14 protein-coding genes, 2 tRNA genes and 1 pseudogene are annotated in these 13,224 nt (G+C 58.6%); 9 read left to right on the top strand and 8 right to left on the bottom strand.

The window, feature by feature from the left end; all coding sequences use genetic code 11:
- The first annotated feature begins 68 nt into the window (after positions 1–68).
- From modA to IB246_RS02285, 7 genes are all read left to right on the top strand, one after another.
- Positions 69–836 carry a molybdate ABC transporter substrate-binding protein gene (gene modA, locus IB246_RS02315; RefSeq protein WP_008031048.1) on the top strand — a complete coding sequence of 256 codons (768 nt, stop codon included), beginning with the start codon at positions 69–71 and terminating at the stop codon, positions 834–836.
- On the top strand, positions 837–1,517 hold the full coding sequence (modB, locus tag IB246_RS02310; RefSeq protein ID WP_192227047.1) for a molybdate ABC transporter permease subunit: 681 nt from the start codon (positions 837–839) through the stop codon (positions 1,515–1,517).
- Positions 1,518–1,520: 3 nt separating this feature from the next.
- Positions 1,521–2,600: a molybdenum ABC transporter ATP-binding protein gene (gene modC / locus IB246_RS02305; protein ID WP_008036907.1), complete on the top strand. Its 1,080-nt coding sequence runs from the start codon at positions 1,521–1,523 to the stop codon at positions 2,598–2,600.
- 75 nt (positions 2,601–2,675) lie between these two features.
- The gene (locus IB246_RS02300) at positions 2,676–3,716 is read left to right on the top strand and encodes a DNA topoisomerase IB (RefSeq protein ID WP_008036908.1); all 1,041 of its coding nucleotides are present in this window, start codon (positions 2,676–2,678) and stop codon (positions 3,714–3,716) included.
- Between the two features lie 72 nt (positions 3,717–3,788).
- On the top strand, positions 3,789–4,010 hold the full coding sequence (locus tag IB246_RS02295) for a hypothetical protein (protein ID WP_008036909.1): 222 nt from the start codon (positions 3,789–3,791) through the stop codon (positions 4,008–4,010).
- Between the two features lie 115 nt (positions 4,011–4,125).
- On the top strand, positions 4,126–4,356 hold the full coding sequence (locus IB246_RS02290; RefSeq protein ID WP_008031039.1) for a hypothetical protein: 231 nt from the start codon (positions 4,126–4,128) through the stop codon (positions 4,354–4,356).
- Positions 4,357–4,657: 301 nt separating this feature from the next.
- Positions 4,658–4,942: a hypothetical protein gene (locus IB246_RS02285; protein ID WP_008036910.1), complete on the top strand. Its 285-nt coding sequence runs from the start codon at positions 4,658–4,660 to the stop codon at positions 4,940–4,942.
- Here IB246_RS02285 and IB246_RS02280 read toward each other — a convergent pair.
- The gene (locus IB246_RS02280; protein WP_008036911.1) at positions 4,939–5,625 is read right to left on the bottom strand and encodes a TetR/AcrR family transcriptional regulator; all 687 of its coding nucleotides are present in this window, start codon (positions 5,623–5,625) and stop codon (positions 4,939–4,941) included. The genes IB246_RS02285 and IB246_RS02280 overlap by 4 nt on opposite strands.
- Before the next feature lie 155 nt (positions 5,626–5,780).
- Here IB246_RS02280 and IB246_RS02275 point away from each other — a divergent pair.
- A pseudogene (locus IB246_RS02275) lies at positions 5,781–6,608 on the top strand (NAD(P)H-binding protein).
- Positions 6,609–6,755: 147 nt separating this feature from the next.
- Positions 6,756–6,965, top strand: coding sequence for a hypothetical protein (locus IB246_RS02270; protein WP_008031035.1), 210 nt, complete (start codon positions 6,756–6,758; stop codon positions 6,963–6,965).
- Positions 6,966–7,050: 85 nt separating this feature from the next.
- Here IB246_RS02270 and IB246_RS02265 read toward each other — a convergent pair whose 3' ends face one another.
- The 7 genes from IB246_RS02265 to IB246_RS02235 form a co-directional block, all read right to left on the bottom strand.
- Positions 7,051–7,401 (bottom strand): hypothetical protein, encoded by a 351-nt coding sequence (locus IB246_RS02265; protein ID WP_008036925.1) that lies wholly within the window; start codon positions 7,399–7,401, stop codon positions 7,051–7,053.
- Positions 7,402–7,521: 120 nt separating this feature from the next.
- A tRNA-Leu gene (locus tag IB246_RS02260) sits at positions 7,522–7,608 on the bottom strand.
- Positions 7,609–7,803: 195 nt separating this feature from the next.
- A tRNA-Cys gene (locus IB246_RS02255) sits at positions 7,804–7,877 on the bottom strand.
- Between the two features lie 251 nt (positions 7,878–8,128).
- Positions 8,129–8,569: a CBS domain-containing protein gene (locus tag IB246_RS02250; RefSeq protein WP_008029579.1), complete on the bottom strand. Its 441-nt coding sequence runs from the start codon at positions 8,567–8,569 to the stop codon at positions 8,129–8,131.
- A gap of 40 nt (positions 8,570–8,609) precedes the next feature.
- A complete protein-coding gene (gene nirD / locus IB246_RS02245; RefSeq protein ID WP_008037086.1) occupies positions 8,610–8,987 on the bottom strand; it encodes a nitrite reductase small subunit NirD in 378 nt (125 codons plus the stop codon).
- Complete coding sequence (nirB, locus tag IB246_RS02240; protein WP_008037087.1) at positions 8,987–11,548, bottom strand: nitrite reductase large subunit NirB; 2,562 nt, start codon at positions 11,546–11,548, stop codon at positions 8,987–8,989. The genes nirD and nirB overlap by 1 nt, the downstream gene beginning before the upstream one ends.
- Before the next feature lie 338 nt (positions 11,549–11,886).
- The gene (locus IB246_RS02235; protein WP_032832325.1) at positions 11,887–13,056 is read right to left on the bottom strand and encodes a DUF1624 domain-containing protein; all 1,170 of its coding nucleotides are present in this window, start codon (positions 13,054–13,056) and stop codon (positions 11,887–11,889) included.
- Positions 13,057–13,224 lie beyond the last annotated feature (168 nt).

The following is a 13,224-nucleotide window of genomic DNA, read 5'->3' as shown; positions in this document are numbered from 1 at the left end:
ATTCGCTATATATTCCGCTATATAGCGTTTTAACCCCTCGCTGTCCCTGCCTACAACGGAGCCGTTTCATGACCATTCGTGCCTCACGTTTTGCCCCTACTTGCCTGGCGAGCCTGCTTGCTGTGTTCGCCATTGGCGCGGCCCAGGCGGACGAAGTCCAGGTCGCCGTCGCGGCCAACTTCACCGCGCCGATCCAGGCTATCGCTGCTGATTTCGAGAAAGACACCGGGCACAAACTGGTCACCTCCTTCGGTGCAACCGGCCAGTTCTATACGCAGATCAAGAATGGCGCGCCGTTTGAAGTGTTCCTCTCGGCGGACGACACCACCCCGCAAAAACTCGAAGCCGAAGGCGACATCGTCAAGGGCTCGCGCTTCACCTACGCCGTTGGCACCCTGGCGTTGTGGTCGGCTAAAGAAGGTTACGTCGATGCCAAAGGGGATGTGCTGAAAAAGAACGAATATCAGCATCTGTCCATCGCCAACCCGAAAGCCGCCCCTTATGGCCTGGCTGCCACCCAGGTTTTGGCCAAGCAGGGCCTGACCGACAAGGTCAAGGACAAGATCGTTGAAGGCCAGAACATCACCCAGGCTTATCAGTTTGTCTCAACCGGTAACGCAGAACTGGGCTTTGTCGCCTTGTCGCAGATCTACAAAGACGGCAAAGTCACCAGCGGTTCGGCGTGGATCGTTCCAGCCAGCCTGCACGACCCGATCAAACAAGACGCGGTGATCCTCAACAAAGGCAAGGACAACCCGGCTGCCAAGGCGCTGGTTGACTACCTCAAAGGTCCGAAAGCCGCTGCTGTCATCAAATCCTACGGTTACCAACTCTAAATGACCCTGTCGAGTGCCGATTTTTCCGCCATCTGGCTGACCCTGAAACTGGCGTCCCTGACGACGGTTATCCTGCTGGTGATCGGCACCCCGATTGCGTTATGGCTTTCGCGCACCCAATCGTGGCTGCGCGGCCCGGTCGGGGCGATTGTCGCCCTGCCCCTGGTGCTGCCGCCCACGGTGATCGGTTTTTATCTGTTGCTGGCGCTGGGCCCTAACGGCTTTATCGGCCACTTCACTCAATCGCTGGGGCTCGGAACCCTGACGTTCAGTTTTGCCGGATTGGTGATCGGCTCGGTGCTCTATTCGATGCCGTTCGTGGTCCAGCCGTTGCAAAACGCTTTTTCTGCCATTGGCACCCGCCCACTGGAAGTGGCTGCGACCTTGCGCGCCAATCCCTGGGACACATTTTTCAGCGTGATCCTGCCTCTGGCCCGACCGGGGTTCATCACCGCCGCGATTCTCGGTTTCGCCCACACCGTCGGTGAGTTTGGCGTGGTGCTGATGATCGGCGGCAACATCCCCGACAAGACCCGCGTGGTCTCGGTGCAGATCTACGATCACGTCGAAGCCATGGAATACGCCCAGGCCCACTGGCTGGCCGGGGCGATGCTGGTGTTCTCGTTTGCCGTGTTGCTGGCGCTGTACTCCAGCCGTAAAACCAAAGCGGGCTGGAGCTGATCGATGATTCAAACACGTCTGAAACTGAGGTATTCGGGGTTCGCCCTGAATGTGGACTTGCAACTGCCCGGCCGTGGCGTCACCGCGCTTTATGGCCATTCCGGCTCGGGCAAGACCACCTGCTTGCGCTGCATCGCAGGCCTGGAACGGGCCGAACAAGGCTTTATCCAGGTCAACGATGAAGTCTGGCAGGACAGCGACAAGAAGATTTTCGTAGCGCCGCACAAACGCGCGATCGGCTATGTCTTCCAGGAAGCCAGTCTGTTTACGCACCTGTCGGTGTTGGCGAACCTGCAGTTCGGCCTCAAGCGAATCCCCAGACAACAACGCCGGGTCGACATGGCGCACGCGACGGAACTGTTGGGCATCGGTCATCTGCTGGACCGCCATCCGCAGCACTTGTCGGGTGGCGAGCGACAGCGTGTCGGCATTGCCCGCGCGCTGCTCACCAGCCCAAAACTGTTGCTGATGGACGAACCGCTGGCGGCGCTGGATTCGCAACGCAAAGGCGAAATCCTGCCCTACCTGCAAAGGCTGCACGATGAGCTGGACATCCCGGTGCTGTACGTCAGCCATTCCCAGGATGAAGTGGCGCGACTGGCCGACCACATCGTCCTGCTCAGCAACGGCAAAGCCCTGGCCAGCGGCCCTATCGGCGAAACGCTGGCCCGGCTCGATTTGCCTTTGGCGTTGGGCGATGACGCCGGCGTGGTGATCGAGGGCCACGTCAGTGCCTATGACGCCGATTATCAGTTGCTGACCTTGCAACTGCCAGGCACCGCTCTGAACATCCGCGTGACGCACACGCCGATGGACCCCGGCCAGGCGTTGCGTTGCAAGGTCCAGGCGCGCGATGTCAGCCTGAGCCTGCACAGCGCCGAGCAAAGCAGCATCCTCAACCGTCTGCCGGTGACCGTGATCAGTGAAATGGGCGCAGACAACGCCGCCCACGTGCTGATCCGCCTGGACGCAGCCGGCACACCGCTGCTGGCGCGAATCACCCGCTACTCCCGGGATCAATTGCAGGTGCATCCCGGCCAACAACTCTGGGCGCAAATCAAAGCGGTGGCGGTGCTGGCGTAAACCCGCTGGCACGACTGCACTGGCAAGCGGTCAATGGCTGTAACGGCCCCTGATTCGTCGCCAAGGACTACCGCCATGCCCGATTCCGCGCTGACTGATGCGCTGCCACCTGACCTGCATTATGTCGATGACACCCAGCCCGGCATCGCCCGCAAGAAACTGCGTGGCAAGTTCTGCTACTTCGACCCGTGCGGAAAACGCATCACCGACCCAAAGCAAATCAAACGTATCAATGCCCTCGCCGTCCCCCCGGCCTACACCGACGTTTGGATTTGCGCCGACCCGCGTGGGCATCTGCAAGCCACTGGCCGTGATGCCCGGGGGCGCAAGCAATACCGTTATCACCCGCGCTGGCGCGAAGTGCGCGATGCCGACAAATATTCGCGCCTGCGGGATTTCGGGCTCGCCCTGCCGAAACTGCGCAAACAGCTTGAAACGCTGTTGGCCGCGCCGGGCTTCAGCCGTGACAAGGTCATGGCCACGGTCATTACCTTGCTCGACGCGACATTGATTCGGGTCGGCAACACGCAGTACGCCCGGGACAACCGCTCGTATGGGCTGACCACGCTGCGCAACCGGCACGTCGAGATCAACGGCAGTGCGATCCGGTTCCAGTTCCGGGGCAAGAGCGGCGTCGAGCACCAGATCACCGTGAAAGACCGGCGCCTGGCACGAATCATCAAACGCTGCCAGGAGATTCCAGGGCAGAACCTGTTTCAGTATCTGGATGAAAGCGGCGAGCGGCACACCGTCAGTTCCTCCGACGTCAACGCCTACCTGCAAACCCTCACCGGCACCGACTTCACCGCCAAGGATTACCGCACCTGGGCTGGTAGCGCGCTGGCGTTGTCGGTGTTGCGCGGTTTGCAGTGGGAACCGGAATCAGACGCCAGGCGGCATGTGGTGGAGATGGTCAAGAACGTCGCCAGGCAACTTGGCAACACCCCGGCAGTTTGTCGCAAGTGCTACATCCACCCGGCGGTGCTTGAGGGTTTCCTGATGGGGGCATTGGCCGAGTTACCGCGCCCGAGAACACGTAAAGGCTTGAAGGCCGAGGAAGTCGGGCTGGCGATGTATTTGGAGAAGATGATCGAGGCGACTCAACCGACGAACTGACCTGTTCATTTTTTGCGCGATCACCAATGGCTTCTATAGTTGTTGTGACACAAATTAGCTTCGAGTGAAGCCATGGAAGACATTTACGTTGTTAAGCGCTGCAACAAGATCATCGTTTATGGCCGCCGAGCCGGGGATGACCAACATCAGCCACCTGAAGCCACCTTCTGGTATCGCATCACCGATACGCGGACTAACGGCTACATCGGCGACGGCTACGATCTTGAAGAAAAAGCCCAACGCGCGTGCGATCAACTCAATGCCCGATCGCAAGTGGTGGCCCGACAAGGCTGAAGTCCGGGTCTATACTGAAAAATGGCTGAGGGAACAGCGACCCCATCGGCAGAAAGCTCGCTCCTTGCGGGCTTTTTGCTGCCACTGCCAGGTTTCTTGAACGGAGGTGTTTGCCATGTCCGAAAAAGAGTCCATCACCACCCTGCTCACCCTGCTCGACTCGCGCCAGGTTCGCTTGGCCGCAGCGTGCAAGGAAATCGCCGACTGGGTCGATCATCAAGGCGGGCACCCGACCGCCCTCAGGATTCGTGATCGCCTGAACGACATCGAGAAGGACACGCCGCTGATTCGTAACACGCTGTCTTCGCTCAAACCTGTCGAGCCGCCGCTGCCGCGGTTCAGATGATTCGATCTGGACTCCGGACACGAGCGCACGGCCAGGACGCATGAACGGCGACGATGATCGTCACCGGGTGCGTCCTTGCCTGATCACCTGCTGCTGAATCCCAAACCCGGCCCTGTACCGGGATTTTTTTTGCCCGGTCATTTCACACAGCCTTCACAACTCACGCCTTACTGTAGCCCTACTCCTTTTGAAATATCCCTTGGCCCGCCCGCATGCGGGCCTTCTTTTTGCTCGCCTGCATTCAACGAACGTCATCACTCGCGGGAGGTCAAACAGTCACACGTCACGAAGGAGGCGTCTGATGGTTACTCACTTCAAAGTTGCCGGGCATCTGGCTTGCGGCCACAAAGGCAGCAAGCTCACCTCAACCACTGAACTGAACCGAGTGAAATGCAGAAGTTGCCGAAACACCGATGCATACAAGGATGCACGCAAAGACCAACGCAACGCGGCACGCCGCGCAGCACGCAAAGCCAAAGCTACTCACACTGCCAATGACTGGCGCGCAGCATGGGTCGAGCGGCTTACCGCCATGGCCGGGCTGCAACGGTTGCCCCGTGGCTTTAGCGGTCAACCATTCGTTTAACTGACAGGTTCGGCGGTTGAAGCACGTTCACTCGGCCCGGCCGCCGGCCCCATGATTTCTCGCAAAGACATCCGCTTGAACGCTTCCACCAGCGCGCGTCCCTCCTCGGGAGCGCATGAGATGGCCAGGCGCATTGTCGCCTCGCCCAGACTCCAGATCAGAAAGGCAGACGCCTGAACCTGTTGTATATCGCTGCTGGGGTTTACCCGCAGCATCGCATCCGCCAATAACCCGCCGGCAATCCGACACTCCTGCAGTTCCAGCGCCATGAGTTGCTTGTCTGCCTGCATGCCTGACCAGATGTCACGCATCGCCGGTGTCGCCAGGAAGATCTCGTAATACTCGTCCAACAGCTGTGAAAAGGCCTCGCGCAGCCCTTGCGCGTCCTCGACCGCAGCCATGGCGACTTCGATACAACGACGGCTTTCGGCGTTATAGCGCTCGGCCAAGGTGCGAATCACCGAACTCTTGTCTGGAAAATACTGATAAAGCGAGCCGATCGAAATCCCGCACATTTCGGCGATTTCACTCATTTTCACTTGATCGCTGCCCTTGCTCGCAATCAATTGCGTCCCCGCCGCCAGGATTCGCTCCTGGCGTTCGCGGCTGCGCTGCTGCGTGGGATTGCGCCGGACAGGTTCTGAAACGGCTTGCTCGTGGGCTTCGGTGGTTTTCTTCGGCACTGGCGTGCTTCCCGATCAATAACATGACATAGCCTCACCTTAGCACCGCCCGTACGTCGGTTTCACCGGTTCTTCCGGTTGACGATAAAACATGAGCGTTTATCATCTTTTTAAACATGAGCATCACTCACATTAAACCGATGGAGATGAACGCGATGAAAACCACCCAAGAGACAATCCTGATTCTCGGCGCAACAGGCAAAACCGGGCGACGGATCACTCAACGGCTGCAAGCGGCCGATGTGCCTGTTCGTTTAGGCTCTCGTGGGGCGGATCCGGCGTTCGACTGGGAGGATCGCTCCACCTGGGAAGCGGTGCTTGAGGGAATTCACGCGGTGTACATTTCGTTCCAGCCAGACCTTGCGGTCCCCGGTGCGGTTGAAACTGTGCAGGCATTCACCGATTAGGCCGTTAAAAGCGGCGTCCGCAAACTGGTGCTGTTGTCAGGGCGCGGCGAAGTTGAAGCTGAACAGGCAGAACGCGTCGTTCAAAACAGCGGCGTGGACTGGACCATCCTGCGGGCCAGTTGGTTCTTTCAGAACTTCAGCGAAGCGCACTTTCTTGAGCCAATCCTGCAAGGAGAACTCGCCCTCCCCGTCGGCAACATCGCCGAGCCCTTTGTCGATGCGGAAGACATCGCCGAGATTGCGGTAGAGGCGCTGACCAAACCGGGGCACTCAGGCCAACTCTATGAGCTGACGGGACCGCGCGCGCTGACCTTTGCAGAGGCCACCGCCGAAATTGCCCACGCGTCCAAACGCGATGTCGGTTTCGTCGCCGTGCCACCCGACGCCTATCGCCAGGCGCTGGAACAGGCCCAACTACCAACAGAGCTGATTGAACTCGTGCTGTACCTCTTCACCACCGTACTCGATGGCCGCAATACACCGGTGGCTGACGGCGTACAGCGTGCACTGGGTCGCCCGGCGCGGGACTTCAGCGACTATGTTCGCCGCACGGCGGCTACGGGTGTCTGGGGTTGAGATCAGCCGAATAGATTATTCGACGATCAGTTCAATAGCGCTGTATACCATTTCATTTTTGGCGATAAGCGTTTTCCTCAGCTAGGGTTTCTATCGCATCGATTCTGCCCCGACGATGTGGGCAGGCGCCCGATCAAGGAGGAGTAAATGACGACGATCCGTGAGGCGGAAGAAGAATACTGCCGCTGGTCCAGCCCGATCTTGCTGGAGCTCAAAGCAAGAGAACATCAGCTTGATCCGGCAGCTCGTCAGGCATTGCAAAATATATTGCGAGAAAGAAGGCTCGTTGACACCGGCAACCCTTCCGGCGCTGATCGACGCAAGGCGAATCAGCCTGCTGACAAAAGCGGCAAGTGAAAATAGTTGACCGGAAACAAACAAGGGTTTGCATCAGCTTTCACTGGCAAACCCTTGATTTTATAAATTACGGTAAGAGTCCCACTCAAGCCGGTTCGCAGGTCAGCCTCCACGACTGTTCAAACAACTCCCCAGCGTTTCGGCTTTCAAACTCTTCCTCCAGTAAAACTCTGCTATCGCGAGGAAGTGCGATGAACCTTGAAAAACCGACCATTCCCCCGAAGCTGTTTCTACTGTTCACCTCGCCGCAAAATACCTGGTGCCTGGAGTCAATGTTCCTGAACACCGCGGATTGAGGATCTTTCAGATAATCCCTGACAAGGTTTTTAGCCTGGTACTCCATGTAGTAATTGAAGTACGCATACCTTGACGCGTAGACCACGCTCGCCAGAACGATGCCCGATACCACCAGGTACTTAAGTGCCTTCCATGCCATCCTGGGCCTCGCAAGAAGATGAAGTCGGCAAAGTGATCGTTCGCAGATCACTTCGAGAAATAGCCGAGTAAAAATGAAAAAGGCCTGCGTGAGGTATCTCACGCAAGCCTTTGATATTCATGGTGCCCGAAGCCGGAATCGAACCGGCACGCCCTTACGAGCGGGGGATTTTAAGTCCCATGCGTCTACCAGTTTCGCCATTCGGGCGGTAGCGCGGTCAGGCAGTCTGATGGCTGACAAATGATGATCTGTCAGTTCTGACGCCTGTGCAGCAGAGGACGAAATATATACATCCCGTCCCGGTGAAGCAAGTTTGCAAACGCCCATTTCAAGACTAAATCTTGCAGGACAACGCAAATAAAAAAGCTCCGTAAATCATCGATCTACGGAGCTTGTTTAAAGTGGAGGCCGAGGTCGGAATCGAACCGGCGTAGGTGGATTTGCAATCCACTGCATAACCATTTTGCTACTCGGCCTCAAACATCTGATGTCATGTAGCACAACACCAAACGCGTACAGTCTTGGAGAAGATCTAGATCTAACTCCTTGAAAACATTGAGCTTTTTCAGCGGTCAGTGCTTTCGATGGCGTGAATTATGTACTGATTTCCGAAGGCTGGCAACCCCTTGATTTCAAAAAAAATTTGCCGGGTGCTTTGCATGTTGCGACGCAGGCTCAACGCTTCGCCCGCGCGCGCCAATACGGCTTCAGCATGCCCCCGGCCCGCTTAGTGCCCGCGAATGTAGTACTCCAACTGCCGGATCAAATCGGCCTGCTCGACAATCGCCTCTTTGACCAGGTCGCCAATCGACAACAACCCGATCAACTCGCCGCTATCCAACACCGGCAGATGCCGCAGGTGGCTGTCAGTCATGACTTCCATGCAGCGCTCGATGCTCTGCTGACTGTCGGCTGTCACCACCGGCGCGCTCATGATGTCGCGCACCGGTGTGCCGACCGAGGAGCGTCCTTGCAGAACAACCTTGCGCGCATAGTCGCGCTCGCTGATAACGCCGACCACCTGCCCTGCTTCGATGACCGGCAGCGCGCCCACATTCTTCTCGGCCATCATTTTCAGTGCTTCAAGCACCATCTGGTCTGGCGCGATGCTATGCACGTGCTGGTTTTGCACGACCTTCAGTTTCAGTAGCTGTGCGGCTGTTTTCATGGTTCCCTCCGCTATCGTTGCTCATTGCCGATGCTTGACCTCAAGCCAGCCCGACTTCCACCACGTCGCCGTTAAGCCGCACCGGCCAGACCCGCAACCGTTGCTGCGGGTACTCCAGGCAACTGCCATCCTCAAGACGGAAATGCTGTTTGTAGATTGGTGAAGCAACCACGAGGTCCCCCTTGATGCTGCCGACCAACCCGCGCCCGATGACGTTCGCCCCGGATTGCGGGTCATGGTTGTCGATGGCGTAGAGGCTTCGCCCCTCCGCGCCCGGCAGGTAGAACAGCGCCACTTGTGCGCCGTCGAGCCACACGACGACGCCGGAGTTAGAGACAAGGTCCTGCTGCTCGCACACGCTTTGCCAGACATCGCTGTCGGCCAGGGAATCGATGCGTTGGGTAGTGGACTGGCTCATCAGGCAATCTCCTCGGTGACAGGGATCAGGTTGAGTTCGGCGGCCATGATCGGGCGCCGTTGGCCGCGTTCCTGGACAAAATGGATGTCCGGGTCCGGGCGTTTGTCGTTGACGAAGGTCCGGAAGCGCTTGAGTTTTTCCGGGTCTTTGAGGGCGTTTGCCCACTCGCATTCGTAGCGGTCGACCACCAGTTGCATCTGCGATTCGAGTTCGGCGCCGAGCCCGAGGCTGTCGTTGATGATCACCTCTTTGAGGAAGTCGAGGCCGCCCTCCAGGCTTTCGCGCCACACCGAGGTGCGTTGCAGTTTGTCGGCGGTGCGGATGTAGAACATCAGGAAACGGTCGATGTAGCGGATCAGCGTGGCATCGTCCAGGTCTGTGGCGAACAGCTCGGCGTGGCGCGGGCGCATGCCGCCGTTACCGGCGATGTAGAGGTTCCAGCCCTTCTCGGTGGCGATCACGCCGACGTCTTTGCTCTGGGCTTCGGCGCACTCACGGGTGCAACCGGACACTGCGAACTTGAGCTTGTGCGGCGAGCGCAATCCCTTGTAGCGGTCCTCGATGGTCAGGGCCATTTGCACGCTGTCCTGCACGCCATAACGGCACCAGGTGCTGCCGACGCACGACTTCACCGTCCGGGTCGATTTGCCGTAGGCGTGCCCGGTTTCGAAACCGGCTTCGATCAGCTCGGCCCAGATGTCCGGCAGTTCATGCAGCTGCGCGCCGAACAGGTCGATCCGCTGACCGCCGGTGATTTTGGTGTAGAGGTCGTATTTTTTCGCCACGACACCGATCGCGATCAGTTTGTCGGCGGTGATTTCACCACCGGGAATGCGCGGCACCACCGAATAGGTGCCGTTTTTCTGCATGTTGGCCATGAAGGTGTCGTTGGTGTCCTGCAACGGCACCAGCGATGCGTCCATGATCGGCTGGTTCCAGCACGACGCGAGAATCGAGCCCACGGCCGGTTTGCAGACGTCGCAACCGGTGTGGCCACGGCCGTGTTTGGCCAGCAGTTCTTCGAAGGTGATGACCCCTTCTACGCGGACCAGCGCATACAGTTCCTGACGGGTATAGGCAAAGTGTTCGCACAGGCTTTTGTCGACACTGACGCCCCGGGCGATCAACTCATGTTCGAACACTTGCTTGAGCAGACCGGCGCAACCGCCGCAGCCGGTGCAGGCTTTGGTCTGAGACTTGAGCAGGCCCAGGTCGGTGCAGCCGCCATCGATGGCCGAGCAGATGGAACCCTTGGTGACGTTGTGGCACGAGCAGACCGTGGCCGATTCGGGCAACGCGCCCGGGCCCAGGGTCGGCGCGCCTTCGGATGACGGCAGGATCAGGCTGGCGGGTTCCCCCGGCAAGGCAATCGCGTTCTGCATGTATTGCAGCAGCGTGTCGTAATAGCTGTTGTCGCCAACCAGCACCGCGCCGATGACATGCTTGCCCGAGGCATCCACCACCAGCCGTCGATAGCTGGCCGTGGTTTCGTCGATGAACTGATAACTGCGTGCGCCTGGCGTGTTGCCATGGGCATCGCCGATGGAGCCGACGTCAACGCCCAACAGCTTGAGTTTGGTCGACATGTCGGCGCCCAGAAACGGCTCGGCCGTGTCGTTGCACAGACGTGCCGCCACACCGCGCGCCATCTGGTAGCCCGGCGCGACCAAGCCGAACAGGCCGCCGTTCCAGGAGGCGCATTCGCCGATGGCGTAAATGTCCGGATCGCTGCTCAGGCATTCGTCATTGATCACTACGCCGCCGCGCGGGCCGATCTCCAGCGCGCATTGCCGGGCCAGCGCATCTTGTGCACGGATGCCCGCCGAGAACACGATCAGGTCGGTTTCAAGAAACTCGTCGTTGGCGAAGTTCATGCGGTAGCGATATTCCTCGCCCGCGCTGATCGATTGAGTAGAGCGCGACAGGTGCACACCGACGCCGAGTCTTTCGATCTGCGACTTGAGCGCGAGCCCACCCATTGTGTCCAGCTGCACCGGCATCAAGCGCGGGGCGAATTCCACCACATGCGCTTCCAGGCCGAGGCTTTTCAGGGCATTGGCGGCTTCAAGGCCCAGCAGGCCACCGCCAACCACGACGCCGCGTCGGGCATTGGCTGCTGCGGCACGGATCGCATCGAGGTCTTCAAGGGTTCGATACACCAGGCGCGAATCGCCTTCGGCACCTTCGACTGGCGGCACAAACGGGTAAGAGCCGGTGGCCAACACCAACTTGTCGTAAGGGATGCTGCCTTGCGCGGTAATCACCTGGCGACGGGTGCGGTCGATTTCCAGCACCGGCACACCCAAATGCAGGGTGACGCCCGGCGTCTGGTAAAGCGACGCATCGGACAGCGCCAACGATTCGGCATCACGCCCCGAGAAGTACTCGGACAGATGCACGCGGTCGTAGGCACGCATCGGCTCCTCGCTGAAGACGTGCAGCCGATACTGGTCAAGCGCGCCCCGCTCAATCAACTGCTCGACGCAATGATGTCCGACCATGCCATTGCCGATCACGATCAGCGTTTGCACTTTGTTCAACGCGGCAACATTGGAATTCATAAGAAGCACCCGGCTAAAACGGTTCAAAAAGCAAAAAAAAACGCCTGAAACCTTGCGGTTCCAGGCGTCTTTGCCTGTTCTTTTGCGGTGTTAGCACCAGACGTCTATGCCTGATCCACCGATGTTGCCCATGATTCGATCGTCGTTGACCGAGGGGGCTGCCCACTCGACTGCGTTTATGGTGGGCCTGTCCGGTGTATTGCAGTGTTTGTGCCAGATCGCGAAAACGCTGATTGCGCAGCGTTTTTCAGGCGCGAGCAGCGAACAGGTTCCAGACTTTTGCCTTCGCATAGTGCAGACCGAGGCCTCACGGCTTTATAAAAGTGCATTCATGGGCATTACAGGTATTTGAGCCAGGCGATGTCGCGACGTCGGGCCTTCAGCCCGGAAAACCAGCGGACCGGGCGATAAAGCGCAATGGCCAACAGGATTGCGGCGATCCAAACCGCGCCTACCGAGTCGAAACCGAAGTACGCGCCCTGATTCAATCCGAACAGCGCTACAGCGATGAGGTACAAAACCTTCAGTGCGTAGAGGTGCAACAGATAGAAGAACATCGGCGCTGATCCAAACACCGTCAAGGGACGCAACCATTGGCTCTTCTGCAAGTGCTCAAACCATAGAAGCAGCAAGCATCCGAGACTCAGGGTCAGCGCAATGAACAGCAGCGACGGCGGGTATTTGGTGATGTTGAAAAAACTCATCAGTGTTTGCACGGACGTATCGCCAACGCTCCATGGCTTCTCGCCATAGCCGTTGAGCAGCCGCAGTGCGACGAAACCGGCCAGCCCCAAAACGCCACACAGCAGCAATTTGCGTTGGCGCCCCGTGGCCTGCGCCGCTCGCCCGAACCACGGGCCCATGGCGTAACCCAAACCAATGACTCCTATCCACGGCAGCACCGGATAGGACGTGCGCAACCGAAACCCTTCGGACAGTTCGATCCAGCCGCGATCATGGAGGATCGCCCATGGCACGTGCATCGCCGATTCGATCGGAAAATGCAGACCGTCCAGCACGTTGTGACCGGCGATGATCGCCAGGCTCAAGAGCAACAACACCGGGCGCGGCAGCCAGACCATCACCGACAGGGCCAGCATGCTCAAGCCGATGGCCCAGATCACCTGCATGTAAATGACGGTCGGCGGAAACTGGAACGTCCAGGCGAAGTTCACCAGGGTGAACTCAAGCACCACCAGAAACAGCCCGCGCTTGAACAAGAAGCTGCAAACGTCGGCCTTGCCGGCGTACTTCTCACCGTACAGCCAGGCCGACAGACCGGTGAGCAGCACAAAGACCGGTGCGCACAAATGAGCAAGCGTGCGACTGAAAAACAGCGCCGGCTCGGTCGTGGTGATGTCCATCGGGTCGGACACTTGCCGATGCAGGAAAAAGGTTTCGCGGACGTGATCGAGCAGCATGAACAGAATCACCATGCCCCTCAATGCATCGATGGAAAGAAGCCGGCCAACTACCGTGCCGGTGGAGCGAGAAGGTGCAAGGGTCATGGATGTTTCGCAACGCAAGGGGTGAATAAACGTGTCCCACAGGACAGCCTGCCGGGCACCTTATATTGTTACCCTATAACATCTCAAAGCATTTTTTTAGTTTGTGCACATTTAGAAGGAAACCATGTAGGAGCGAGCCTGCTCGCGATGGTCGTTAACGAAAACGCG

It is taken from the genome of Pseudomonas sp. PDM01 (assembly GCF_014852325.1).
Taxonomy (GTDB): Bacteria; Pseudomonadota; Gammaproteobacteria; order Pseudomonadales; family Pseudomonadaceae; genus Aquipseudomonas; species Aquipseudomonas migulae.
The sequence above is the reverse complement of the archived record's forward strand: the minus strand, read 5'-3'. Positions and strand labels throughout refer to the sequence as shown.

Excerpts from the sequence above, each read along its gene's own strand:
- IB246_RS02285 (WP_008036910.1), top strand. The coding sequence starts at position 4,658 with ATGGTTACTCACTTCAAAGTTGCCGGGCATCTGGCTTGCGGCCACAAA.
- modB (WP_192227047.1), top strand. The coding sequence starts at position 837 with ATGACCCTGTCGAGTGCCGATTTTTCCGCCATCTGGCTGACCCTGAAA.
- IB246_RS02250 (WP_008029579.1), bottom strand. The coding sequence starts at position 8,569 with ATGAAAACAGCCGCACAGCTACTGAAACTGAAGGTCGTGCAAAACCAG.
- nirB (WP_008037087.1), bottom strand. The coding sequence starts at position 11,548 with ATGAATTCCAATGTTGCCGCGTTGAACAAAGTGCAAACGCTGATCGTG.
- IB246_RS02235 (WP_032832325.1), bottom strand. The coding sequence starts at position 13,056 with ATGACCCTTGCACCTTCTCGCTCCACCGGCACGGTAGTTGGCCGGCTT.
- IB246_RS02290 (WP_008031039.1), top strand. The coding sequence starts at position 4,126 with ATGTCCGAAAAAGAGTCCATCACCACCCTGCTCACCCTGCTCGACTCG.
- IB246_RS02300 (WP_008036908.1), top strand. The coding sequence starts at position 2,676 with ATGCCCGATTCCGCGCTGACTGATGCGCTGCCACCTGACCTGCATTAT.
- modA (WP_008031048.1), top strand. The coding sequence starts at position 69 with ATGACCATTCGTGCCTCACGTTTTGCCCCTACTTGCCTGGCGAGCCTG.
- IB246_RS02270 (WP_008031035.1), top strand. The coding sequence starts at position 6,756 with ATGACGACGATCCGTGAGGCGGAAGAAGAATACTGCCGCTGGTCCAGC.
- nirD (WP_008037086.1), bottom strand. The coding sequence starts at position 8,987 with ATGAGCCAGTCCACTACCCAACGCATCGATTCCCTGGCCGACAGCGAT.
- modC (WP_008036907.1), top strand. The coding sequence starts at position 1,521 with ATGATTCAAACACGTCTGAAACTGAGGTATTCGGGGTTCGCCCTGAAT.
- IB246_RS02265 (WP_008036925.1), bottom strand. The coding sequence starts at position 7,401 with ATGGCATGGAAGGCACTTAAGTACCTGGTGGTATCGGGCATCGTTCTG.
- IB246_RS02295 (WP_008036909.1), top strand. The coding sequence starts at position 3,789 with ATGGAAGACATTTACGTTGTTAAGCGCTGCAACAAGATCATCGTTTAT.